Origin of the sequence: Allorhodopirellula solitaria, from assembly GCF_007859855.1 — a bacterium.
In the GTDB taxonomy this organism is placed as follows: domain Bacteria; phylum Planctomycetota; class Planctomycetia; order Pirellulales; family Pirellulaceae; genus Rhodopirellula; species Rhodopirellula solitaria.
The window spans coordinates 266,233-291,652 of record NZ_SJPK01000003.1; the positions used below are offsets into that span (position 1 = coordinate 266,233).

Below are 25,420 nucleotides of genomic sequence, written 5' to 3' on the forward strand. Positions count from 1 at the left end.
GATGAATAAGTGTCGGTTTTTGTAGTGGACGAGGCGACGAGTCCTGCGGCTTTGGACTCGTCCACTACGACAGAAATTGAACGTGCGTTGCTTAGCTAATTGCTTCCCAGCTTCCCAGCTAGCGGCTCAGCAAGAAATGTCGCTGCATCAATCGGCCGAAATTTACCCATCCCCCTCGTTCCCACAACAGCTAATAGCTAGTAGCTAATCAACAAAGATTTCTGACAATGAAAATTTCAATTATTGGTGGCGGTGGACTGGTTGGTTCATGCGCCGCGTATGCACTGCAATGCGGTGGTCTGGTCAATGAGATTGCTCTGCTGGACGTCAATGAAGAACTCGCGGTCGGTCACGCCTTGGATCTGCGTCATGGCTCAACGAGCGTTGCCAACCAGACGTTCGCTGGAGGTGGATACGAGCACATTCCTAGCAGCGACATTATTTGCATCACGGCAGGCCTGCGACGCAAACCCGACGAGTCGCGTTTGGATTTGATCAACCGGAACACCGATTTGTTCATGCAAATTCTGCGTGATATCAAAGCGGCTGGTCCGAAGCCGTCGGCGATCGTGTTGGTGGTTAGCAATCCGGTTGACATTCTTACCTACGTGGCCGCGGACAAGCTCGACCTGCCTGTCGGCCAGGTGGTGGGACTCGGCACACAGCTCGACACGATCCGCTTCTGCTCACTGATCGCTGAGCAGTTGCAGGCGCCACCGGCACAGACTCGTGCGTTGATCTTGGGTGAGCACGGTGAATCGATGGTGCCGATTTGGAGCAGTGCCACGATTGCCGGATTGCCACTGGACAAATACCCCGGCTGGACGCCTGCGATGGCGGGTGAATTGTTCACACGCACCCGTGGCAGTGGTGCCGAGGTGATCAAGCGGAAGGGTGGAGCTGGGTTCGCGGTCGGTATCGCAATCCGTGATTGCGTCGATGCCATCGTCCTCGATAGCCAAGTGGTGCTGCCGGTCAGCAGTGTCCAGAGCGGTTGCTATGGCATCCGTGACGTGGCCCTGAGCGTCCCCACGGTGTTGGGCCGGACGGGTGTGCAAGCGACCATGGAGATCGACCTATGGCCCAAGGAGGTGCAAGGGATTCGCGCCAGTGGTTCGGCACTGCGAAAAACACTCGACACGGTGATGCAGCGGGTCGGTTAAGCAGACGCGACGTTTCCGGTGGTGTTCGCGTGCGTTGAAACCACTGGTGGTTTTCTACAACGCCCGAGCGCAACTTTTTTCCTCGTCCCTTGTTTGGAAGACTCCGAAAAAAAGCGGTCCAGTTTCACTTCATGTGTCACTGGAACCGCTTCATTGATCCCGAAATGAAACCCCGGTGCATTTCGTCCATGAGACGCACTGGAACCCCAGCCTGCATGACAAAAATGTTGTCAACCAGTTTTAAAAACTGCAAACCGCAAGGGATCAACTGAAAAAAAGGGAGTGACGATCCGTGTCTCGAACACAAGTGTTCGGTGGTGGCGTCCTTCTGTTACCATCTCCCGGTGACTCGTCAACATTCGTTGTGACGTACCACGAGACAACGCTTTCCGGTGCGTTGACTAATGAGCTGGAGATCAGCGACTCGAAAACCAGAGGGATTGTCGCTGGAAAGAAACTGCCGCGCGAGCAGCGTGTGGGTGAAGCGAAGACTTTCGAGGTGAGTTAACTCTGCACAGTGTGTTCGTAACTCGATCAAAATGCATCGTCGGCACTCCGTTGGGAATAGCGTGGGGTTTGCAAGATAAGTGCTCGCGACGGTGGCCGATCAAGCTGATCGGCTTCCCGTTTGGCGTTTGCAAAGCCCGTGTGTTGAAGCCATCAAGACTTTGTCGTTAGCGGACCGAAAAGTCAACAACAAAGTAGCTCGATGTTCCAGAGATTTTTGAATTGGTGACGTTTGAGTGTGAAAATTACGGTATGTTTGTGGGAAGATTTTTTTGTGCAAAACTCGTCAGAAACTGAACCGAGCCCGTGCGAGCGGTCTGCCCACCACGCCATGAATGAAGTCCCCCCTGCAATCCCGAGTCCACCCGCTGATGCGGCGCTGCGAGCGTCCTCGCGAGGCCGCTGGTTCTCCGACGAGTATGTCGACGAAATGCAGCGTTTTCTGGGGTCAAATGCCTGTCGGCGACTGGCCATCTTCGCCTTGCCACCGGGCTTCGTGTTGACCGTAATCGTCCCGGTCTACAACGAATGTTCCACGGTCGGTGAAGTGCTCGAACGCCTCCGCCAAACCGGCCTGCCACTGCAAATCATTCTCGTCGACGATGGCTCCAACGATGGTTCATCCGACGTTCTCGATCGCTGTAGTGCCGAGGGCGATGTGCAGCTGATTCGTCACGAAGTCAACCGCGGCAAAGGCGCAGCGATCCGCAGCGGTATCGCCGCCGCAACGGGGGACGTCATCGTCATTCAAGATGCCGACAGCGAATACGATCCCGATGACATTCGCGGTCTCTTGCAACCGCTCATCGAGGGCTCCGCAGATGTGGTCTATGGGACTCGTTATGGGCACAGCGACCGCCAACTCTCGCCATGGTGGCATCAGTCGGTCAATGGCTTCATCACATTGCTGGCGAGCATGGCCATCGGTCCGCGTCTGAGTGACGTTGAGACGTGTTACAAGCTGTCATCACGAGAAACCTTTCAAGCGATCTTGCCCGACTTGCAAGAAAATCGCTTCGGAATCGAGATCGAGCTGACCGCTCGCTGGGCCCGCCGTGGACTGCGTTTTACCGAACGGCCGATCCGCTATCAGCATCGCTGGTACGATGAGGGCAAAAAGATCACCTGGAAAGATGGTGTGGCGGCTCTCTACTGCATTGCGAAGTACGGGCTGTTTCGCCGTTGAGTCAACCTTCGCTACGGAAACAACTCTAACTGGGTCGGTTCATCGGGCCGCGGCTGGGCAGGTGGCGTGACCAATTTTTGCAACGGCAGCGGCTCGGTTTTCTGCTTCTTCTTGGGAGCCTTGGCCGCAAAGCACTTCAACAGTGAGCTGTTGTATTCGGGGATGTTGTTGACGTACTCAATCGCTCCTGTTGCTTCGAGTTCTTTCAACGCGGACATCCCCGCCTCGGCGGTCCCCGCCCTGGCTTTGGCGACCGAGTGCAACGCCCGGCGGCGTTTGGGCCGCGAGTTCGCTCCCCGCCCGCAGAGCGAACTGGCCAATTGACAGGCCATCAACGAGATGTCCGCTGGCGATGGTGTACCGGGAGTAGCATGGCTCGATGAATCGATGCGGCTTGCTTGAAAGCCACTCCGTTGGAGCAGATGCACCGCATGCTCGAGGTCACGATCCTTCGATGCGATGGCGAACGTCGTATTGCCGGGCATTTCCGCCGCCAAGCGTCCGGCCACAAACGTGATCCCGAAATCGGCCGCGTTCTTGCCCGGCGGCATGGCCCAAATTTCAATTTTTCTTTGGGCGACGAGCTCTCCCAGTACCGTCGCCAGTCCCAGCGGTACCCGGGGCTCGCGACTGCCATGCGCAGCGATGATCAGATCGTAACGCTGAGCCGTCTCAGCGAGATCGAGTATCTCGTGCGGACAGTTGTCCAAATCAATCAGCAGAACGCACGAGCGTTGGCTCGAGTCGGATGCCGTAGGGGAACGCTGCACTTACAATCCGGTAGCGCGAGGTTGATGTTTTCAATGCTGATTCTAGTACCCCGGGCCGGGGTTCGTGCACCGAGTCCCCCGCCCTAACGAGATTTTTTGCGTCCTTGACCTCAGCGCCGCAGCCATCGCGGTTCCAGCGGCGCCGACAAGGTCAACCGAAGGCATGCCGCGTGCAGTACCGATCGCGCAGTATTGCTGCAGATTATGCAAATCGCCATTTTCGGATATAACCTCTGCGACACGCCCACCCGGCTATACGTCAGCGCCGCTTTTCTTGCGAACTTCACCCTGGACCTCCATGTCGCTCCAAGTCGTTTCTCAAACCGTTACGGAATCCGCCACCGGCAGAGTGGATGCCTTTGTGCGGCAGATCTGCGAGACCTCACACAGTCAATCACGTGGGATGATCGATCGCGGTTGCGTGCGAGTCAACGGCCAGGCCTGTGGTGACCCGTCCCAACAGGTGAGCCCCGGTGATGAGGTTTCTGTCTCGTACGACCCCACGCAGCGGTACCGGGAGAAGAAGATCAAGCGGTGGGACGACCGTACCTTCACGATCGCCTACGAAGACGACCATCTGATCGTGGTCGACAAGGCGGCCGGCACGCTCACTGTCCCCACAGATCGTGGAGACCCGAACACGCTCGTCGAGCGGGTTTCGGTCTACCTCAGTCATTCGCGTAGCGAGCGCGAGGCCTGTTTAGTCCACCGGCTCGATCGCGAGGTCAGCGGGTTGCTGATTTTTGGCAAGCACGCGGCGATCGCGCAGTTGTTGATCGAACAGTTCAAGCTTCAAAAGCCGCGCCGTATCTACAACGCGATCGTTGCCGGGAAGCTACCCGATCAAGAGGGCACGTTCCGCGATCACTTGGCAACGGGCAACAACCTCGACCGCTATGTGACCACGCCGTTCAAGGATTCCGAGGAAGCGATTACGCACTACCGTGTCCTTCGAGATCTTGGCGACACGACCTTGGTCGAGGTCATCCTGCAGACCGGGAAACGCAACCAGATTCGGGTGCAGTTTGCTCATGCTCTGCATCCCGTACTCGGCGACACGCACTATCAACCCGAGCGAGCGGCGCACCCACGCTGGATCCGGCGGCGAATCGCCTTGCACGCCAGTTCACTGAGTTTCGTACACCCTGTCACCGGGGAAGAGTTGACAGTGGATTCGCCACTGCCGGCCGCGATAACGAAGTTCATCAAGGGCAGTCCCAAATCGCCCAGTGGCCAAGCCCCCGCAGAACGTCGACCAACCGACTGACACGCGCAGCCGATCAGGCATCCCCGACAGGAAAGTGTCATCGCTGGGGCGCTAAAAGGTTGGTGTTGATGGCTCATCCGACGGAAGCGTGCGCCCGAGGTTTTCAAGGCATGGCTCCCGTATCGAAAGATTTATTTGTGGGATGTGATTATCAATGTTAGACTGTTTGTTCGTCAGGGACGCATTTCTGAACGATCATTGGATACGAGAGCCATGCCTCAAAAAAAACTTCCGCTGTGCTCTGCGCACGCTTCCGTCGGATGAACCGTGTTGATACCATTTTTGTGTCAGTCGCTGTTGTGACGCGTCTTTAGGCCGGAGGCCGACACATCCCCTGCCGTTGGCGTCACGCGCTGTCGAGTTATTGAGCCGAGACGCGTGATCAATAAGTGGCGAATTTAGCGAAAGCTATTTCGTGGTGGACGGGCCGACGAACTATTAAGCCTCGCAAGTCTTCCTGCGCCGGAAGCGTTCAAGAGAATAGCCGTAGGTCAGCGCAGCGCCACCTGTGGTGTCTCGTTGGTCGTGGAACGTCGACCCCGAAGTGGGGCGCAGATCCCGTCATGAACGATCTTCCACCCCATTCGGGGTTGGCTCTTGCGTCTCGCGTCTTATCCGGTGGTGTTCGCTTGCGCTCAAACCACCGGCTATTTTCTATCAGCCCTGACGGGATACTTCTGGATACTGAGCAGCTCGTTGGTTCGTCCAATATGACACTTACTCAGCCCCGGTTCCTAAGCGGCCGGGCAGGCGGCGCTACCCGGGGCCGTTGCGGCCCTCGGCTTATCATTGCGGAGCCAGCATCGAATAAACCGACGGCTCGGTCAGCCGACGTCAAGCCTGCTGGGAGTTTCCAGCAGGTCTCAGACAGGCTTGCGAAGGTCGAGCCATTCGCTGTGGAAGACACCCTCGCGGTCGACACGTTGGTAGGTGTGGGCGCCGAAGTAGTCCCGCTGAGCTTGCAAGAGATTGGCGGGCAAGCGTTCGAGACGATAGCCGTCGTAGAAGTTCAGGGCCGCGCTGAAGGCGGGGGCAGGAATCCCGAGTAGCGAGGCAGCCGAAACGACGGCTCGCCAACCGGCTTGTGCGTTCTCGACAGCCTCTTCAAAGAACGGGTAGAGCAACAGGTTTTCGAGGTCTGGCTGCTCACCGAATGCTTCTTTGATCCGGTCCAAGAACTTGGCCCGGATGATGCATCCGCCGCGCCACAGCAGGGCGCACTGGCCGTAATCGAGTCCCCAGTCATGCTCCTTCGAGGCCGCTTGGAGTTGCACGAAGCCTTGGGCGTAACTGACGATTTTCGACGCGTACAGCGCATCTTCGACGGCGGCAATGAATTTTTCTTTGTCACCGATGAGCTGCTGGGCCAGTGCCGACATCTCGGGGTTGTGGTCCTTCGAGGGACCATTGAGCGTTTTGCTAGCACGGACACGAGCTTCCTTTTGCGCCGATAATCCGCGAGCGAAGACAGCCGTGGTGACCAAGCTGCTGGGCACTCCCAGATCGAGGGCGAGTTGGCTCATCCACTTGCCAGTCCCTTTGGCACCGGCGACATCGAGAATCTGGTCGACGAGGTATCCATCGCCACCGAGATCATCTTTGGCACTGAAAATGTCACGTGTGATTTCGATTAGATAACTCTGCAGTTCCCCTTCATTCCACTTCGCGAACACATCGTAGAGTTCATCGTTGGACAAACCGCCGAGCTCATGCAGCATCTGATAGGCTTCGCAGATCAGCTGCATATCACCGTATTCGATGCCATTGTGCACCATTTTGACGTAGTGCCCGGCACCGCGTGGACCGACCCATTCGCAGCAGGGAATGTCGTCATTGGGGCCGACTTTGGCTGCGATTGCTTGGAACATCTCCTTGATCTCGGGCCAGGCCGCTTTGGTGCCACCGGGCATCAGGCTCGGGCCCTTCAGGGCGCCTTCTTCACCACCCGATACGCCCGCTCCCACGTACAGCATCCCGGCTGCTTCGACCCGCGTGGTGCGTTCTTCGGTGTCGGTATAGTAGGTGTTGCCGCCGTCGATGAGGATATCGCCTTCATCGCAGAGGGGAATGAGTTGGTCGATGATCGCATCGACTGCGGGGCCTGCTTTGACGAGCATCATCAGTTTGCGAGGCCGGGCGACGGCGCCGACAAATTCTTCCAGGGTATGCGCCCCGACAAAGTTCTTGCCCTTGGCTCGATCGGCTAACAAATCGTCGACTTTACTGGTCGTCCGATTGTAGACAGCCACTTTGTAACCGCGGCTTTCCACGTTGAGGGCCAAGTTCTCGCCCATCACGGCCAAACCGATCAGCCCAAAATCACAGTCACCACTCATATCTCTTATCCGCGGGGTGGGTAGGTTGTCAAAATGTGTTTTTTCAAATCAGGCAAGATTCTAAATGGTTCGGTGGCATCCGTGAAGGCGTTTGACACCGGCAGACGCTCACCGGCAGACGCCCACCAGTGACGCCGTCCGCAGCGAGGCGTGCGGGGATCGATCCGTCAGCGGGGCGGCGCCGTCTCGCTACCCTGGCCGGCCGGTGTGGCCGTCGGCGGCGGCACGATGACGTCGGTCGTCAGCAACCCAGCGACAATTGCGACCGAGGTCAGCATCATCGTCGACACGATATGGATGCCGCCGGGAAGATCTTTGTCGAGCAGAATCGCCGAGAGGCCGAAGAAACCCAGGCTGCCGGGGACGAGCAAGATCAATGCTGGCATCAACATGATCGCCGCAGGGGTGTGCCGCCACCGAGAGATCAAGTGACCGCAGACCCCGACCCCGACAGCCGACGCCCAAACAGCAGCAAAAGGGAGTAGCCATAAACCGGCCAATCGCAGCGACCCGTAACCGATCAACGTCGACAGGACCACCCAGACGATGTCTCGGTAGCGGGCTTGGAACAGTACCGCAAGGGACAGGCCCAGGGGGATGACCGAGGCCATTGAGACGATGATCTCGGGAGTGCTGGCCGGTGTCGGAGCTGGCATCTCCACCCATGAATGGATCAACGCGTGTCCCATGTAGACACCGAACACGAGTGTCAAAAGTGACATCATCGCTCCGGCAAAGCGAGCCGATCCCGAGGCGAGGTTCTGCGTGGCCAGTTCGTTGATACTGATCGTCAGTTGCAGGCCGGGCACGAGCACGATCAAGGCCGCCAGCGACGTTAGCTCGACATTGCCGCTGGGAACCCAGAACTGCACAAGGCTAGCAAGGATGCACGCGATCAAGCCCACCACAATGTTGATCAGATGGGTCGGGTAGTTCCACCGTCCGAGCCCTTTGAGCAGTCCGCCGGTCAGCAATCCGATCACGCCCGCGGACGTCACGACGGTGGCGTTTCCGCCCACGAGCACGCCGAAGCATGCTGAGGCGATTCCAAAAGCGATGACCTGAAGCACGGGGCTGTAGGCCGCCAGTGTGGACTCGAGCGTCTCAATCCGACGCCAGGCTTGCGACACCGACATCCCTTCGACTTGAATCGCCCTCTGTGTCTCGTGCAGTTCCGCGTATCGCCCAAGGTTCGTGTCGCTGGGGTAGACGCGTAGTAATCGCGTGTGTCCCTCTTCGTGGGTGAATGTGATGAACAGCGAAGTGGGAGTCGAAAAGAACGTAGCGGGCTCGCCTAGGAACGCGGCAACTTCCTCCATCCCCTGGTCCAGTTCGTAGGCGGGTGCCCCGCTCGCATGCAAACTGCGGGCGAGTTCGACAATGACGGTTTCGGCCGATACGTCTGCTGAACCCCCTCGGTCGAGCTCGGCTGTTGTTTCGGCGCATGCTGCCGGTACCATCTCAATACTCACTTGCAGAGAGCGACTCACGCGTTTTCTCGAGTAGCCCGAGCAGTGTCTTCAATTCCGCCTGAGTGAGGCTTTTCAGCAGAGACTCCTCCATTGCTCTGAGCGAAGGGTCGACCGCATCGGAGAGCTGCCTTCCCTTCTGGGTGATCGATACGTGCACCACGCGGCGATCCTCGAGGCAGCGATGACGCTCGACCAGAGCGTGTTTTTCGAGTCGATCGACAAGCGACGTGATCGCCGGGACGACCTGAATCATCCGCTCGCCGATCTCGCCACAGGTCAACGGGCGGTTCGCCAACGCCAGGCTGCGGAGTACGTTGAAACGCGACAGGGTCAGCCCGTGTTCGCGAAACAATCGCGACAGCCGATTCTCGATCTGGTCGCCGGCACGCAGCAGATTGACTAGCGTCTCCTGTTGGAGCGATGTGTAGGGCGCCGGTCGCTTGAGTTCCTCTTGCAGCTTCATGAGGAATATCATAGCGATCGCTTGTTGACCGACAAGTATTTCATCGATAAAATATCGCCTGCAAATATATTTTCTTGGAACCACACCGATCGATAGAAGCCGCCGATGAGAATTGCTGATATTTTCCAAGTCCCGCCCCGAGTCCCATTGGCAAGCCACCGCGGTGTCGGGATCAGCCTGCTGGGGGCGCTGGCCGTCGTGGGCTGCGCGGGCTTGGCCGGCTGCAGTCCCAAGGGCCCTGGGCCAGCGGCCGCTAAACCTCCCCCACCGCAAGTCACCGTTGCTAAGCCGGTTGTCAAGCAAATCGTCGAGTGGGATTCGTACACCGGACGGCTCGAGCCGATCGAATTTGTGGAGGTTCGCAGCCGCGTCGGTGGGTACCTGCAGTCAATTCACTTTGACGAAGGCGAAATCGTTCAAAAGGATGATGTTCTCTTTCTCATTGACCCGAGGCCCTTCGAGGCCGAGCTCAAGTCGATGCAAGCAGCGGTGAGCCAAGCCGAGTCCCAGCTCCTGCGGGCCGAGGCGGGAGTTGCCGAAGCGAAAGCACAGCAGTTGCAGAGCACTGCTGCTGTCGAACTTGCCCGCACCCGGGTCAATCGGGCCCGGACTCTGATGAGCCGAAATGCGACCAGTCAAGATGAGCTGGACCAGCGTGAGGCTGAGATTCTGCAAGCCAACGCGGATCAGGAAGCCAGCGACGCCCTCGTGGAATCCGCCAACGCCATGATTGAAACCGCCAAGGCGGCTATCGAGGCAGCCAATGCAGGTGTTGAAACGGCCAAGCTCAACCTGGAGTATTCCAAGATCACCGCACCGATCACGGGCCGTATCAGCCGCGAGTTTGTCAACGAAGGGAACCTGATCAGTGGCGGCACGACCGCCACCGCCACGCTATTGACGACCATCACATCGGTCCAACCGATCTACTGCACCTTCGACGCCAACGAACAGGAGGTGTTGAAGTACATTCGGCTCGCAGCCCTAGGCAAACGGGGCAGTTCACGCGAGGTCAAGAATCCTGCGTACCTCGGCTTGGTCGACGAGCCCGATTTCCCACATCACGGGCACATGGATTTTGTCGACAATCGCTTTGACGCGGCCACGGCGACGATGCGCGCCCGGGCTGTCTTCCCCAACAATGGTCAGGTCCTTTTGCCGGGGATGTTTGCGCGGATACGAATTCCTGGGAGCGCTCCCTATGAAGCCGTCTTGATTCCCGATTCCGCCATCGGCACAGACCAGTCGTCGCAGTTCGTGTTTATCGTTCTCGATGGCAAGATCGAACAGAGAACGGTCGAGGTGGGGCCGTTGGTGCACGGCCTGAGAGTCGTTCGCAGTGGGATCGAAGGGAACGAAGACCTGGTCATCGAAGGCCTTTTGAAGGCGAGTGAGGGGTTGGAGGTAACGACAGTGGAAGGGACGATCGACGTGCTCGAGGATGGGTTGCCCGATGTGTATGAGCCCGTTCCCGAGAGCCAATGGATCTCGCCCCAGGTCAATCGTGCGGAGGTGAAGTAAATGAAATTCCCTCACTTCTTTATCGAACGCCCGATCTTCGCCACGGTACTGTCGTTTTTGATCGTGTTGGTGGGCGGGATTACCTACCTGTCTCTGCCGGTCTCCCAGTATCCCAACGTCGCGCCGCCAACGGTCTTGGTCCGCGCTAGCTACCCCGGTGCGACGCCGCAAGTCATCGCCGATACGGTCGCCACGCCGATCGAACAGGAGATGAACGGCGTCGACGACATGCTGTACATGGAATCGTCGTCGAGCGCCGACGGGACGATGCAGTTGACGGTCACCTTCAAACTCGGCACGAACCTCGACGATGCTCAAGTGCTTGTGCAGAACCGGGTTGCCGTGGCCTTGTCCAAACTGCCGGAGCAGGTTCGCCAGATCGGTGTGACCACGACCAAGCAGATCCCTGACATGCTGATGGTGGTCCACCTGAAATCACCCGATGAGAGTCGCGATACTCTCTACATCAGTAACTATGCGTTCTTGCGTGTTCGCGACGCTCTGATGCGGCTCGATGGCGTCGGGGAAATTCGCATCGCCGGTGGTAATGAATACGCGATGCGAATCTGGCTGGACATCGAAAAGATGGCTCACGTGGACCTCACTGCAGGGGACGTGATCGCGGCGATTCGTGGTCAGAACGCGCAGGTTGCTGCCGGGGTGATCGGACAACCTCCGATCGATACCGGCAGTGAGTTTCAGCTCAACGTGACCACGCGCGGCCGGTTGATCGAAACAGATGAGTTCGGCGACATCATTGTCAAACGCGGCGAGAATGGCCGTGTGACCCGCTTGAGCGATGTGGCAAGAGTCGAACTGGGGGCTCAAGACTATTCCCGCTTGAGCTATCTCGATGGCAAACCCGCTATCGCCGTGCTCGTCTACCAGCGTCCTGGTACCAATGCGGTCGAGACTGCGGCCCAGGTCAAGCAGACGATGGAGGAGATGAGCGAGACCTTCCCGCACGGCATCGGATACGAGGTTGCCTACAACCCAACCGATTTTGTTGAAGAGTCGATTGCCGAAGTGTTCTTCACACTGCTGATCACTACTCTGTTCGTGGTGCTGACGGTCTTTTTGTTCCTGCATCACTGGCGTCCGACGATCATTCCGGTCGTAGCCATTCCCATCTCGCTGATTGGAACGTTTGCGATCATGCAGATGCTCGGCGTCACGCTCAACACGCTGTCGCTCTTTGGTTTGGTGTTGGCGATTGGGATTGTGGTCGATGACGCGATTGTCGTCGTCGAGAACGTCGAGCGATTGATCGCAGAGGGGTTAACGCCGCGGGAGGCGGCGCACCAGGCGATGGATGAGGTGGGATCCGCTTTGATTGCCACCACGCTCGTGTTGATCGCGGTGTTCGTCCCGACGGTGTTCATTCCTAGCATTAGCGGGAAGTTCTACCAGCAGTTCGCATTGACCATTTCGATATCGACGGCGATCTCCACATTTGTTTCGCTGACGTTGACACCCGCGTTATGCGCCTTGCTGTTGAAGCCGCGCGATGCCAAGCAGAGCCGTGCTCAACGCATCGTCGATTTTCTGTTCGGTTGGTTCTTTCGGTTGTTCAACCGCACCTTCGACGCCACCAGCAACGTGTATGCTAGCATCGTCTCGCGTTTAGTGCGTGTCTCGGGCTTGGTTCTGGTTGGCTACGTCGGTCTCTTAGTCGCGACCGGCTTTAGTTTCTCTGCGGTGCCGACTGGGTTCATTCCTGAGCAGGATCAAGGGTACGTGATCGTCGCTGTTCGGCTGCCTGACGGTGCCTCGTTAGCCCGTACCAATGAGGTGACCAAGCGGGTCACGAGCATGGGCGGGAAGATCGATGGCGTGGCTCATTCGGTGGGCATTGTCGGCCTGTCCGGTTCGACCTTCACGATCAGCCCCAACGCAGCCGTTTGCTTCCTGCCGCTCGAAGATGCCAAGGAGCGTGCGGCGCGTGACCGAGGTGTCGACAAGATCGTTGCCGATATGCGGCGTGAGGTCGCGTCGATTAACGAAGCTCAAGTGTTCATTATTCCGCCACCGCCGGTGCGTGGTATCGGCCGCGGCGGCGGATTCAAGATGTACGTCCAGGACCGCAGCGGTGCCGGATCGGCGGTGCTCAGCGACGTCGCTGGTCAAATGGTGGGCAAGGGCAATCAGCAAACCGGCGTGACCCAGGTGTTTACGAACTTTCGCATGAGTGTCCCGCAGGTCTTTGCCGACGTCGATCGCACCAAAGCCGAAATGCTCGATGTGCCTGTTAACAGCGTTTTCGAAGCTTTGCAGGTCTACCTCGGTTCGGTCTACGTCAATGACTTCAACCTGCTCGGCCGGACCTACCGGGTGATTGCCCAGGCCGAACCCGAATTCCGCGACGAGCCGAGCGACATTCTCAAGCTGCGTACCCGCAGCGTCGCCGGCGACACGGTCTCACTGGGATCGGTCGTGAAAGTAGACCGGACTGCGGGCCCCGATCGGCTGGTACGGTTCAATCTCTATCCCGCTGCGGATATCAATGGGAGCACAGTGCCGGGGTTCAGTACGGGCCAGTCGCTGTCGACGATGGAAGAGCTCGCCGACCAGACGTTGCCACCTGGTTTCGGGTATGAGTGGACCGAACTGGCCTACCAGGAACGGCAAGCGGGCAATACGATCGCGTTCCTGTTTCCACTGGCCGTGTTGTTCGTATTTCTAGCCCTCGCAGCGCAATATGAGAGCTGGCTACTGCCGCTGGCGATCGTCCTGATCGTGCCTCTGTGCTTGCTGTTCGCGATCGGCGGGATCTGGTTCCGCGGGATGGACAATAACATCCTGACTCAGATTGGATTCATCGTCCTGATCGGATTGGCTTGCAAGAACGCGATTCTGATCGTCGAGTTCGCTAAGGCGGAAGAGGACAAGGGCAAAGATCGCTTTCAAGCGGCTGTCGACGCCTGTCGAATGCGATTGCGGCCGATCCTGATGACGGCGTTCTCATTCATTCTCGGCGTGTTACCCTTGTTGGTCGCCACCGGGGCTGGGTTCGAAATGCGGCGAGTGCTCGGCACGGCCGTGTTCGCCGGCATGCTCGGCGTGACGGTATTCGGGCTCTTCCTGACGCCCGTGTTCTATGTCGTCCTGCGACGTTTCGCCAAGAAACCAGCCGCCGAGAACGGGGATGCCGCCTGACAGAGTCTCCCGGTTCGATCCTCTGAGTAAAAAGTTGTCCATCCGGGTTTGTCGTGGGTAACTCCAGCGTGTTGGATTTTAGAGGCATGGCGGTGGTGTCCGAAATGAGCGATGCCGTCACAGAATAAATGCTGGCGGCGGACGCGTCCGCTGCCAGCCGAAGTGGCTCATCCGACGGAAGCGTGCGCGGAGCACAGGGGGAAGGTTTTTCTAGGCACGGCTCGAGTATCCAATGATTGTTCAAAAATGCGTCCCTGACGAACAAACGCTCGCCAGGGACCGACAACACCATTGGCGTACCGCTTTTGCAGGGAAACGCTGGCGACCGAGATATCCCTTGCCAAGCCCGCACCTCTGCAGAGCTCGGCTCCGTTTCTCCCGGCAGTGCCAGTCTAACATTGATAATCACATCCCACAAATAAATCCTTGAATACGGGAGCCATGCCTTGAAAATCCCGCACACTTGGCTCACCGCAGCGAAACCCACAATAGTTCCTGATGGACCTAAAAAGTGGCGTAGTGGACGAGGCGACGAGTCCATTCTCTCTGCTCGCGTGGTCGGATTCTAAGGACTCGTCGCCTCGTCCACTACAAAAAGCTTCCGCTAATTGGCCACTTATTGACCACGCGGTGCTTATCCGGGGATGAACGAGCAGTCCGCAGTGAGGCTCTGGGCAAACAGCGCCAGCAGCTGGGCAACCGCTTCGATATCCGCCGTTGAGATCGTCTCGACTGCGGAGTGCATGTAGCGATTGGGTACCGCGACCAATCCCGTGGCGACGCCTGCACCGGAGATCTGTAGCACGTTGGAGTCATTCGGCGCGGCGCGGCCCAGGGCGGCGAGTTGGTAAGGGATCTCATGCTCCTCTGCCAACGCGATCAAACGGGCGGCAACCTTCGCATTGACATTGGGGCCGCGGACAATCACGGGGCCGCCGCCGAGCCGAATGTTGCCTTGCTGTTGTTTGCTGATCGTCGGGCAGTCCGAGGCATGGGTCACGTCCACTGCGATCGCCACATCCGGTTCGATGCGGGCGGCTGCTGTCCGGGCACCACGCAGTCCGATCTCCTCTTGGACTGTTGCGACACTGTGCAGTTGGCACTGTAGCGGTTTCGCGTCCAACTCCGTGGCACAGCGACGGACGGCCTCCATCACCGTCCACATCCCCGTCTTGTTGTCCATTCCCGGGCCGCTGACGTAGTCGCCGAGCAGCGGTCGATACTGCAGATCCAGGGTAACGGGGTCGCCGATGCGAACGGTTTGAGCTGCCTGCTCACTGCTGGTGGCACCGATGTCCAACCACATATCCTCCAGTCGCACGACCTCGCCACGCTCTTTGGTGGAGAGCAGGTGGATCGGTTTGCGGCTGATCACGGCGGAGACGGGACCATTGTTCGTCCAGATCGTCATCGCTTGGCCGATCAGCTGTTGAGGGTCCCAGCCACCGATCGTTTGCGCGTACAGGAATCCTTCTTCATCGATATGCGATATCAGCATACCAATCTGGTCACAGTGACCGGCGAGCATCAGGCGCGGTGCATCGGCGGGGCCGACGCAGGCGGTGAGATTGCCATGGACATCGATTGACAGCTCATCGGTATGAGGCTGAAGGTACTGTGAAATCAGTTTCTGGATGGGCTCCTCGTATCCCGAGGGGCTGGGCGTGCGGATGGCTTGTTCGAGAAACTCGAGTGGAGTCATGTCAGTTATCTCTCATCGAAGGGACGTTCATGGATCTGGTAAAACAGTGCTTTTTTCTGGTCCGGCAGTGAAAAGTCGAATCCGCAGGAACGCAAAAAATCCTCGGAGGAACTGATCGCGAGCACTTCCATCACGCCGAGTGAGCGGGCGCGTTCGATACACTGCCCGACCAATTGCCGCCCCACGCCGGTGCGCTGGGCGACCGGGTGGACGGCAAGGCACTGCAGTTCGGCAAGTTTGGGCGAGTAAATCTCCACGGCAGAGAACCCCACGCATCGTTCCGCTTGCATCGCGACGAAGCCATGCCGCGTCAACTCGATGATCTCCGCTTCGCTGCGGGCCAGCAACAAATGCTGCGAAACGAATGGACGCATCAGTGCATGGATCGCTGCCGCATCGGCAGGCAGCGCCTGCCGAATCTCACAAGTAGGCATGTCCGTGGGATCGGGAGCCGCGTTCATGGGCGAAAAAAACAAGGTTGGAGCGAATAGACAGAGGCCCTTCACCTGCGGTCGAGCCGAGGCTCCTGTTTTACCAACCCAACGACGAAATGACGAGCATGGCACGAATCAGTGATCTGGCACGACGGGGTTGGCCCACTGACCACTGACGTTCTCGCCGCGGACGACGATCCCTTTCTGATGCCAGTCGTACCACGTCGTGACATCCGCAGCTGCGTAGCGGATCGTCAGTCCACAGCGTCGCCGGTCGGAGTCGTTCGCTTCGGATCCGTGCAGTAGCAAATCCGAGTGCATCGAAAACTGCCCCGCCGGAAGCGTCACGTCCACCTCGGCGTCGCCGTAGGAATGAGGGTTCTCAACCGCTAAGTTCAACACGGTATTGGCATCCTGGGACTCGTCGTAATCGATCAATCCGTGTCGATGCGACCGGGGAATGAATTTCATATTGGCGTTGTCCGGGTCGGCATCATCGATCGCTAACCACACGGTAACCGTCTTGGTAGGGCTGAGCGGCCAATACGTGCTGTCCTGGTGCCAGGGAACGCTTTTGCCATCATGGGGCAGCTTGCAGAAGAAATGCGATCCCCAGCAAACCACGTTGGGGCCGAGCAGATCAGCAACTGCGGCAACAATGCGAGGATGCTGCACCAATTCGTAGATGCGGGCGAACCGCAGATGAGCGGTATTGATCGAATAGCTTGTCCGCCCTAACTCCATGAACGCGGCCAAGACACCGTCAAAGAACGCGCGAATTTCACGGATCTCATCGGCTGCCAAGCCGTCCAGCGGCATCAGGAACCCCTGCTCATTGTACTGCTCGATCTGGGCGGCACTGAGCGTCTGCGGATGCGCGTTGACCGAGGGAACAAAACCAACTTGTCTGGGCAATTCAGCGAGTTGGGCGGGGGTTGGATTGGGGATCTCATCGACATTCAGTGCCATTACTTTTTATCCTGACGCTGCTGTTGGGATTTTTGCCTTTGTTTCTTCTTCGTGTTTTCCGGAATCCAGTCGGGATTCGCTGTCATGGGTTGGGCGTTGACCTCGTCACGCCAATGGTTCAATTCGGCGAGCAGTTGCTTGGCTTTCTCTGGACGCTTCGACGCCACGTCCTTGGTCTCGAAGGGGTCGGTCTTCAGATTGAACAACTCCAATCGGCCGTCCTCGAAGAACTCGATCAATTTCCAATCGTCGTGCCGAACGGCGCCGTAGGGCTGGGTCCGGTGGTAGTGCGGATAGTGCCAGTACAGCGATTGACGCGGCAGAGTTGTCTCCGCCCCCGTCAACAAGGGTGTGATGCTGACTCCGTCGAGATGTTCGTCCGGCCGCGGTGCCAGCCCTGCGATCTGCAGCATCGTCGGATAGAGGTCCGTGCCGATCACCATCTCATCGCAGGTCGAACCCGGCTCGGCATGCCCAGGCCACTTCACCACGAGCGGCTCACGCACGGCCCCCTCGTGTGAAAACCCTTTGAAGTCGCGCAGGCCGCCGGTCGTCCGATCGTTGTCGCCGCCGTTGTCGCCCGTCAAAATGATGACCGTGTTCTCGGCGATCCCCCGCTCTTCGAGTTTGGCCATGATCCGGCCGACGCTATCGTCGAGCTTTTCAACCATCCCGGCTCGAGCCGGGTTGAGAAACTCGTTCTTCGAATTCTCAAACGTCTTGGCTTTGTTTCGATACTTCTCGACCAATTCCGGGGGCGCCATGATCGGGCCGTGCAGCGTGTAGTAAGAGAAATACAGCAGAAACGGGTTCTGGTCAGCCTCTGTGTCGAGAAAATCGACAGCGGCGTCGGTGAGCTTGTCCGTCAAGAAGTCACCGGATTCTCCATCGTCCAAGTTCGGCATGCCGAACGGGGAGAAGTATCGGCCTGGACCTTTGGGTTGCCCCCATTCGCGACCGCCCACATTGACGTCAAACCCATGGCTGGTCGGGTAATGTTCGTCAAAATCAGGCTCCCCGATGGGCATCAAGTGCCATTTTCCAAAGAAGCCCGTCGCGTAGCCAGCTTCCTTCAGTGCCTCGGGCAAAAGGACCCGGTCGTGCTCGATCCGCATGTTCCAATCCGGAACCGAGAGTTTGGCATGGGGGCGTTTGTGACCGGTAATCCAATCAGTCAGCTGCAACCGGGCAGGGTAACATCCGCTCAAGATCGCCGCTCGGCTCGGGGAACATACCGTGCAGGCGGCGTAGCTGTTGGTGAACAGCATCCCGTCGCTGGCCAGTTTGTCGATGTGTGGCGTCTCGTAAAACTCGGCCCCGTAGCAGCCGAAGTCCCCCCAGCCCAAATCATCCACCAACAGAAAGACAAAGTTTGGCTTGGCCTGTTCGGCTGACAGCGACGGAGTGAGCAGGAGCAAGGCCAGCAGCGACAGGCAAATGGGATGCAGTATTTTCATGATCGATTTTCGCGGGTTCGTGTTTGCAAGTCCATCATGATAACGGGCCCGCCGGTGACCGTGTGGCGTCAGCGGTCCGAGCGAGTGTCGTTTTACCGAACGCAAAACAGGACGAAATTGCCATTGCTATCCCTCACTGCCCAAAAGTCAGTCCTTCAAGTTCACACAGATAGGCGCTGGGCGGTTGCTTGCGTAGTTTGAGGACTCTCCTCCCGAGCTGGAAACATACCTTGGCCGGGACGATCCCATTTGAGACACCCGCCTGGAGGCCCCATGATCCTGCCAACCTTTCGCATCGGCTTCGCTGCAACCTTACTTAGTCTATCGCTCGTGCTGTCACCGCTGACCGCTGGGGAGTGGTCTGTGCCACTGGCGGGCAACACTTTTCATCTCGACCCGTCCTCAGGTGGCCGCCTGCCGCTTGCCGATGGTGCCCTGCGACTCGATCGTGATCGCGAGTACTCTGTTTACTTCCATATCGATCGACCCGGCCCGATCGAGATCGCAGTCGAAGGAAAAACGCGTCGCGGGCAGGCCGAAATCCAAGCCCAGGTCGGTGACGAAAACTTCAGTGCATCGATTGGTGATTCGCCGACCGATCCCTACTCCTTGGGTGAGGTCGTGATCGAGAAACCGGGGTACGTTCGCGTCGACTTACGCAGCAGCTCGTCTGATCGTAGAGCCGCAGTCATGCTCAGCAATTTGATTGTCAGCTCGAACGTCGACGGCCTAAAACTTGATTGTGTCGAGAGCAACAAGGGCAACATGTTCTACTGGGGGCGCCGCGGGCCCTCGGTCCACCTGAAATACCGTCTGCCCCAGGACACCCCGCTGACGTATGCCTACAGCGAAATCATGGTGCCCGAGGGCGAGGACGCGATGGGAACCTACTTCATGGCGAACGGATTCGGCGAAGGATACTTCGGGATGCAGGTCAACAGCGACACCGAACGCCGCGTTCTCTTTTCGGTTTGGAGCCCCTTTCACACCGACAACCCAGCCGACATTCCCCCCGAGGATCGCATCACCACACTGGCCAAAGGCAAGGAGGTTCATGCACAGAAATTTGGCAATGAAGGGTCGGGGGGGCAGAGCTACTTGGTCTATCCTTGGAAAGCAGGAAAGACCTATCGCTTTCTGACCGAGGTGCAGCCCGATGGCGACGGCAATACACGCTACACGTCCTGGTTCAGTGAGCAGGATGCGGATCAATGGCAATTGATTGCCAGTTTCCGTCGCCCCAAAACGGACGTGCATCTGACAAACTTTCACTCCTTTCTGGAGAACTTCTCACCCGCCTACGGCAACGTCACGCGTTCAGCCCACTACGGCAACCAATGGGTCGGTGACACACAAGGCAATTGGCACGAAGTGACCAACGCGGTTCTGACGGGCGACAACACCGCCCGAACCCGGCAACGGCTCGATTATGCTGGCGGCAGTGAAAGCGAACACTTCTTCCTCCGCAATTGCGGGTTCTTCAGCGACCGCGTTGAGCTCGACCAATCCTTCGAGCGAGCACCGAGCGGCAGCCAACCTGAAGTGGATCTCAGCAAACTGCCACGAAGCTAGGGATCGACCAACCGCACTGACTTAGGAGGTTCTTCTCGGATGCGAGTGGCAGTCGTTCAGGACGCGGGATTTTCAAGATATTGGCTGCTTGCACTCGTTCGGATATTTCCGGGCGAGTGCGGACAGCAAATGAACCTGCTCAAAACCTTCGCTAACTCGAGCATTCGTACTCGTCCTCAGGCGTCAGCCGGTACTCGTGCTCCTACTCGAATTCGCGCGGCAGCATTGAAAGAAGCGCGCCGCGGAACACGATATTGATCACAAGTCGACTGTTCGCCCCTGCAGAAACATGATTCAAGCGTATCTCAATTATCTCCCTGAATGGCTGTATTAATCGAGTTGAGGGAAAAAAGGAATATCACTTGACACCCTGCCGGGCTATGTGATACTAGTCAAGTCCCCCCTGCTCACCCAGGTCGTATTCGGGAATTTTCCTAATACGACCCTTCTCACAAGGGGTGAATATATTGTTCTGGCACAAAGTGGCCATCGTGCTCGTGCTCGTGCTCAGTGAAACGGTGCTCGTGCTCGTAATCGAAATGGCGCAACCATGACCGAACCAATCTTCGACCACGATCGACTCGACGTCTACCGTTTGTCAATCGGATACGTCGCTGCTGCATTCGACGTTTCGAAATCGCTGAGCGGTTTGCATCGCCACGCTCGTGATCAATGGCTTCGCGCTGCTCAATCGATTCCGCTGAACATCGCCGAGGGTAACGGCAAGCGCAGCTTGAAAGATCGTGCTCGATTTTTCGACATTGCTCGCGGATCTGCGTTTGAATGTGCTGCGATTCAAGATGTTCTGGTTGCGACGGACGGTTTGGAGGACGTGGCGAGTCGAGAACTGAAACGGATGCTCAAACGAATTGTCTCGATGCTAACTCGAATGGCGATGAAGTTTGACGGCGTTAGGGAGCCGTCGGTAGACTATGAGCTGGGGAACGATTACGAGCACGAGCACCGCGACGCTGAGCACGAGCACGAAAGAAAGCCAGAACCAAGCCGTGCACCTAAGGCCGGCTTGCGCGATTATACCAATGGAAAATCAATCGTCCGTCCTAGGTGACGGCAACCGTTAGGGGCCATCAACATGCGTGAAGTCCTCGTCATAGCTGGGATCATTGGTGCCTGTCTGTGTGGCTGCGATAATGCTGCCACCAAGCTCGATGAGCATGATTATCTTCGGTCCGTGTTGCCGGAGACGCTTCTCGACAAGGCTCAACTTGAAGTTGCGTCGGAGCAGAGCGTCTCGATATTGGGTGATGGGCAATCTCAATATCTGGGACTGCATGTGTTTCGAGGGCAGTCCAAGGTCAACAGAGGCATTCGTGCTGAAGTGAGCGTTGATTATCCATTCCAGCAAGGTGACATCATCCGCTACTCATGGCGGTTCATGCTACCCGTAGATTTCGTGTCCGATGCTCCTCGAAATCGATGGTGGTTGATTGGGCAGTGGCACGATCAGCCCAATTCAACAAACGGCGAGACTTGGGACAACTTTGAATCGCGCAGCCCGCCTGTGCTGCTCGGTCTCGGTGAACTCGACGGCAAACTGGCAATCGGCCTTACCTGCGGCGTGACGGATGGGGATCATCAGCAGCGTTCAGTCGGGCCAGCTTTTCTCGAACGCGGCAAGTGGCATCGAATCGCGACGGAGGTTCTGTGGTCACAAGGATCTGAAGGCGAAGTTCGGGTGTTTATCGATGAGAATTTAGACCCGGTCATGTCCGCCAAAGGACCAAACATGAATAATGACTACCAGCACTACCTGAAGCTGGGCATGTATCGTCACCCGGCGATTGAAACAGACAACCGGATTTATATCGACGACATTGAAATCCTTAAGGTCACGAAGCCCTAACCAAGCGGTCAACCCGAGAGGCGGATCGGGCGGAATTTGAAATCAACGGTTCTTGGCCGCTGCCGGGTTACCTCGGTCGTTCGTATGACGCTGGTGACCGCAAAGACCGACTCCTCAACGTTGGCGGCTTCATTGCGACCTTGCAACTGGGATTAGTGTTCGATTAGCGCGGATTAGTGTTCCCAAAAACCAGGCTGATTCGAACACTAATCTTCGCTAATCGCACACTCATCCAACGTGCGTGATTTCCGGCGCCCAAAAGCCCGACGCCCGAATTTGCTTGCGTGCGCACTGGCGACTCGATACGATTACGCTATCGCTGGTTATGTAGTGTGCCGCTACGCGCGTGATCGAGGGTACGCTACGAACAACGGCGGTGCACCGGAGTATCGCGTCACCTCCACTCCGGCAGTTGGCTTCGCCATTTTACTGCCTCCGCTGCGGCGCCACGCTACCCGGTGACCTCTACGTTATTCGACTGAAGCTCGCTGTTGAACTGCGTGAACGCTTGACGACTACGCCAAATCCATATTGTCCACCCCGCGAAAACTTGGTGCGTCGTCCACGATCCATCCCGTGGGGTGTCGCCGCCTTTCTCGGCTATTTGCTTGCAAGTATTTCGCTTGCTGCGTTCTGCTTTTGCGCGTACGTAGCCGCAAGTTGGCTCTACGATTCCATTGTCATACTTGAATCCCCTGACCTCCCGCTGTATTTCGTTGCTCCAGTTTTAATCTATGGCGTTGCCTCGTTAGCATCGATTGCTTCAATTGTTTACACTCGGAGGCGTAAGTTGCGGCCTTGGATGATGTCCTTCACTTTTGCTGTGGGTGCCTGGCTTTCAGTCGATTCCGCCGTGCGGTTTCTGCTCTAACTCCAACGCCCGTCCCGTGCGGCGGATAACTTTTGCGTGCACGCGGAGCAGGTGTGCTCCGTTATGACGGTTGCCTTCGGCATTGTATCGTCTCCACTCCACACCCCTGCCCGGTGACGCTGGGCGTTAGCCGTCAAATCGAATGAAGGAATCGGAACACACCGAACAGATTGACGGCGTTCAGTACGAACTCGTCGTCAGAGATGAATCAACCGGCTACTTCGGTTCTTGGTTCTGTCGCGAATGTCGAACCGGCGGCGCCAAATACGATCTGGTCTCGACTATTGATGACGCGCTGGCCGAAGCCCGACGCCTTTCGCTGGTTCACCATAGATGCGAACATCAATCATTGCCCGAGTCGCTCGTGATCTCCCTCGACAATCAACACAATGACGCCGTTGTGGAATGGTGGAGAACGCTGACCAATGAAGAGCGTGGCGAGTTTCTGGATATCGCGGCACTCACTCCAAGCAAGATTGCAGATCCAGTTCCCGCCGAATGCAGTGAGGTCGATGATGGGACACCAAACGAATGGTACGAGTACATTATCAATCAAGATGCACGGTTCTACTTCGATCGATCTGACCCGCAGGGCAACTACAATCTCGTGTACCCCATTGTGACTCCCATCAGCAATGCCGCAGATATCGAAGTCGTGAGTCACTTGCTCACAAATCCGCGCCGTAGAAATGACGGATAACAAAAGCGTGAACCGGAGTGGCGATTCACGCTGAATTTGAAATCAACGTCAACCGTCGCCACCCGGCTACGCTAAACGTTCGTAGACGAGGGTAACTCATCTGTGTCTTTATCTCCGTCGCGACTTGGAGATTAGTGTTCGAATAGTGCGGATTAGTGTTTGTGAAAACCAGACTGAGTCGAACACGAATCTTCGCTAATCGCACACTAATCCAACAATCGTGATTTCCGGCGTCCAGAAGCCCGTCACCTGAATTTGCTTGCGTGTGCTTTCCCCGTTCGATACGATTTGGAGTGCCTCCGCTCGCGTCGTGTGTTGCTACGCGTGTGATCGAGGGTGCGTTACGAACTACTGCGGTGCACTGGAGTAACGCGTCGTCTCCACTCCGGCGGAGGCTTCGCCATTTCACCGCCTCGGCTAGGGTGCGACGTTATCCCGCGACCTTCGGCGTTACCCGACTGAAGTCCAATGTTCTTCCTAGCTCAAACTGGATACACCGATGGATACTCAACCTGATCGGACGCCATCCCGTCTTTCCTCGCTTGGTTTGACGATGGTCCACGCCCTGGCGTTGGTCACGCTGTATTTCGTCCCAGTCTTCATCTGTCCAACCGTAGTAGATTTTTACTCTCGGTTTTCGATTCCTGAGACTCCCCTTTTCAGTCGTGCTCATGTAATCTCGGACTATCTGTCCTCGTTCACCTGGGTGTTCATCGGATTGGCGTCGATTTATTTATTCGTCCTTTATCGGCGTAAACGCGCCGGATCGGCTTGGCTTCCAGCTGCATCCAACCTGGTTCTGCTTTCTGTTGCTGTGCTTGGCATGATCTACACCGCCTGGATGATCAATCCAATGCCATTCGCCGCTCCCAGCGACGCCGTGGCAATCGACATTGCTCCCCCGCCCGCGATTGAATCAACTTACGCTCAAACTGGCGGGTAACTAAACGATTCAACCGTGCGGCGAAGTCAGGCTTTTTTGGCTCATCCGACGGAAGCGAGCGCGGAGCACAGGGGGAAGGTTTTTCTAGGCATGGCTCCAGTATCCAACAATCTTACAAAAATGGGTGCCCGACGAACGAATGTCCGCCAGGGACCGGCAACACGATTGGCGTACCATCGACCGAGCTAACATCCACTATCACCTCCGACAAATCAATCATTGGATACTGGAGCCATGCCTCCAAAACCTCCAGCGCACGCTTCCGTCGGATGAGCCGCTTGTTTTGAGTGGCAGATCAACCGCCGCCGCCGGCTGATCCTCGACGGTTTGCGACAATAGATGACTGCTACAGAACAACGCAATCAGGCCATCGAACTCGCGAAGACCGATGCTCGCAAGGCATTGGCGAAGGCGCGTTCGGTGAGCGATCCGTGGTTTCGTGCGCAAGCACTGTCGTGGGTTGCGCGTTTTACTGACGCGGATCCCCAGCCTATAGCCGCCCAAGCTGCAAATGCGGCTGCGGCATGCGACGACAACTACAAGAGATCCGCAGTTCGATCGTGGGAGATTGCGGCATTGGCTGAACGCAAGTGTTTTGGGCAAGCAAAGATCGCACTGCGAGATGCGGTCAGAACAGCTCGACAGGTGCAGCCATCAGCATCTCGAAGCGAGGCATTGCTACTGCTAATGCAAGCGGCCTTTGTGATCAATCGAGACGAGGCCGTCAGCGTCAGTGCTGAACTCACACAGTGTTGTCCGATCGCCGATCACTGGCGATGCAAGCGAGCGATAACGAATGCATCGCAAATGCTAGAAGGAGAGCTCGAGCCACGGAATTTCTTCTGGTAGAGTATCTCACAGAACCAAAGCCATGAACCGAAGTGGCGAAATCAGCATTTACGAGGTGTTCAGGCGTTCGCGGCGACCACGTGTTCCGTGCCGTTCGTAGACGCTTGTTACCGCACGCATCGGTCGGATGAGCCTGATTTTTATCTAGTTCACTGACAACGAATAAATCGATAGCCCGGTTGGCCGCCAGGGCGTAGAGCAAGCTGCCGCCCTTGTTC

20 protein-coding genes are annotated in these 25,420 nt (G+C 57.3%); 12 read left to right on the forward strand and 8 right to left on the reverse strand.

Annotation, left to right across the window (positions count from 1 at the left end; translation table 11 throughout):
- Nucleotides 1–227 precede the first annotated feature (227 nt).
- The 3 genes from CA85_RS07235 to CA85_RS07245 all read left to right on the forward strand — a co-directional run bounded on the left by CA85_RS07235 (nt 228) and on the right by CA85_RS07245 (nt 2,856).
- Nucleotides 228–1,163 carry a lactate/malate dehydrogenase family protein gene (locus CA85_RS07235; RefSeq protein WP_146390644.1) on the forward strand — a complete coding sequence of 312 codons (936 nt, stop codon included), beginning with the start codon at nt 228–230 and terminating at the stop codon, nt 1,161–1,163.
- A 292-nt stretch (nt 1,164–1,455) separates the two neighbouring features.
- Nucleotides 1,456–1,671 (forward strand): hypothetical protein, encoded by a 216-nt coding sequence (locus CA85_RS07240; RefSeq protein ID WP_146390645.1) that lies wholly within the window; start codon nt 1,456–1,458, stop codon nt 1,669–1,671.
- Between the two features lie 330 nt (nt 1,672–2,001).
- Nucleotides 2,002–2,856, forward strand: a complete 855-nt coding sequence (locus CA85_RS07245; protein ID WP_146390646.1) for a glycosyltransferase family 2 protein — start codon at nt 2,002–2,004, stop codon at nt 2,854–2,856.
- An 11-nt stretch (nt 2,857–2,867) separates the two neighbouring features.
- Here the strand turns inward: CA85_RS07245 and CA85_RS07250 are convergent, their stop codons facing one another.
- Nucleotides 2,868–3,626, reverse strand: a complete 759-nt coding sequence (locus tag CA85_RS07250) for a PIN domain-containing protein (protein ID WP_186774805.1) — start codon at nt 3,624–3,626, stop codon at nt 2,868–2,870.
- Nucleotides 3,627–3,924: 298 nt separating this feature from the next.
- On the opposite strand from CA85_RS07250, the gene CA85_RS07255 reads away from it, so the two are divergent.
- Nucleotides 3,925–4,893 (forward strand): RluA family pseudouridine synthase, encoded by a 969-nt coding sequence (locus CA85_RS07255; protein WP_146390648.1) that lies wholly within the window; start codon nt 3,925–3,927, stop codon nt 4,891–4,893.
- Nucleotides 4,894–5,756: 863 nt separating this feature from the next.
- On the opposite strand, the gene gnd is transcribed toward CA85_RS07255, so the two are convergent.
- The 3 genes from gnd to CA85_RS07270 all read right to left on the reverse strand — a co-directional run bounded on the left by gnd (nt 5,757) and on the right by CA85_RS07270 (nt 9,164).
- On the reverse strand, nt 5,757–7,229 hold the full coding sequence (gene gnd / locus CA85_RS07260; RefSeq protein WP_146390649.1) for a decarboxylating NADP(+)-dependent phosphogluconate dehydrogenase: 1,473 nt from the start codon (nt 7,227–7,229) through the stop codon (nt 5,757–5,759).
- Nucleotides 7,230–7,396: 167 nt separating this feature from the next.
- Nucleotides 7,397–8,719: a threonine/serine exporter family protein gene (locus CA85_RS07265; protein ID WP_246112574.1), complete on the reverse strand. Its 1,323-nt coding sequence runs from the start codon at nt 8,717–8,719 to the stop codon at nt 7,397–7,399.
- Entirely contained in the window at nt 8,691–9,164 is a 474-nt protein-coding gene (locus CA85_RS07270; RefSeq protein ID WP_146390650.1) for a MarR family winged helix-turn-helix transcriptional regulator, read from the reverse strand. The genes CA85_RS07265 and CA85_RS07270 overlap by 29 nt, the downstream gene beginning before the upstream one ends.
- Nucleotides 9,165–9,269: 105 nt before the next feature.
- Here CA85_RS07270 and CA85_RS07275 point away from each other — a divergent pair, with 105 nt between their 5' ends.
- Both CA85_RS07275 and CA85_RS07280 read left to right on the forward strand, forming a co-directional pair.
- Complete coding sequence (locus CA85_RS07275) at nt 9,270–10,685, forward strand: efflux RND transporter periplasmic adaptor subunit (RefSeq protein WP_146390651.1); 1,416 nt, start codon at nt 9,270–9,272, stop codon at nt 10,683–10,685.
- Nucleotides 10,686–13,841, forward strand: a complete 3,156-nt coding sequence (locus CA85_RS07280; RefSeq protein ID WP_146390652.1) for an efflux RND transporter permease subunit — start codon at nt 10,686–10,688, stop codon at nt 13,839–13,841.
- A gap of 634 nt (nt 13,842–14,475) precedes the next feature.
- On the opposite strand, the gene CA85_RS07285 is transcribed toward CA85_RS07280, so the two are convergent.
- The 4 genes from CA85_RS07285 to CA85_RS07300 form a co-directional block, all read right to left on the reverse strand.
- Entirely contained in the window at nt 14,476–15,543 is a 1,068-nt protein-coding gene (locus CA85_RS07285; protein ID WP_146390653.1) for a M42 family metallopeptidase, read from the reverse strand.
- Nucleotides 15,544–15,548: 5 nt separating this feature from the next.
- Nucleotides 15,549–15,977 (reverse strand): GNAT family N-acetyltransferase, encoded by a 429-nt coding sequence (locus CA85_RS07290; protein ID WP_246112575.1) that lies wholly within the window; start codon nt 15,975–15,977, stop codon nt 15,549–15,551.
- A gap of 135 nt (nt 15,978–16,112) precedes the next feature.
- Complete coding sequence (locus tag CA85_RS07295; RefSeq protein WP_146390655.1) at nt 16,113–16,946, reverse strand: phytanoyl-CoA dioxygenase family protein; 834 nt, start codon at nt 16,944–16,946, stop codon at nt 16,113–16,115.
- The gene (locus tag CA85_RS07300) at nt 16,946–18,403 is read right to left on the reverse strand and encodes a sulfatase (RefSeq protein ID WP_146390656.1); all 1,458 of its coding nucleotides are present in this window, start codon (nt 18,401–18,403) and stop codon (nt 16,946–16,948) included. Before CA85_RS07300 ends, CA85_RS07295 begins: the two co-directional genes overlap by 1 nt.
- Before the next feature lie 273 nt (nt 18,404–18,676).
- Between CA85_RS07300 and CA85_RS07305 the strand changes: the two genes are divergently transcribed.
- From CA85_RS07305 to CA85_RS07330, 6 genes are all read left to right on the forward strand, one after another.
- A complete protein-coding gene (locus CA85_RS07305; protein WP_186774806.1) occupies nt 18,677–19,975 on the forward strand; it encodes a DUF3472 domain-containing protein in 1,299 nt (432 codons plus the stop codon).
- A gap of 550 nt (nt 19,976–20,525) precedes the next feature.
- The gene (locus CA85_RS07310; RefSeq protein ID WP_146390657.1) at nt 20,526–21,044 is read left to right on the forward strand and encodes a four helix bundle protein; all 519 of its coding nucleotides are present in this window, start codon (nt 20,526–20,528) and stop codon (nt 21,042–21,044) included.
- A 24-nt stretch (nt 21,045–21,068) separates the two neighbouring features.
- A complete protein-coding gene (locus CA85_RS07315; RefSeq protein WP_146390658.1) occupies nt 21,069–21,839 on the forward strand; it encodes a polysaccharide lyase in 771 nt (256 codons plus the stop codon).
- A 1,013-nt stretch (nt 21,840–22,852) separates the two neighbouring features.
- Nucleotides 22,853–23,410 carry a hypothetical protein gene (locus CA85_RS07320; protein WP_146390659.1) on the forward strand — a complete coding sequence of 186 codons (558 nt, stop codon included), beginning with the start codon at nt 22,853–22,855 and terminating at the stop codon, nt 23,408–23,410.
- Nucleotides 23,411–23,909: 499 nt separating this feature from the next.
- Nucleotides 23,910–24,353: a hypothetical protein gene (locus CA85_RS07325; RefSeq protein WP_146390660.1), complete on the forward strand. Its 444-nt coding sequence runs from the start codon at nt 23,910–23,912 to the stop codon at nt 24,351–24,353.
- A gap of 339 nt (nt 24,354–24,692) precedes the next feature.
- Nucleotides 24,693–25,202 carry a hypothetical protein gene (locus CA85_RS07330; RefSeq protein ID WP_146390661.1) on the forward strand — a complete coding sequence of 170 codons (510 nt, stop codon included), beginning with the start codon at nt 24,693–24,695 and terminating at the stop codon, nt 25,200–25,202.
- Nucleotides 25,203–25,420: the final 218 nt, after the last annotated feature.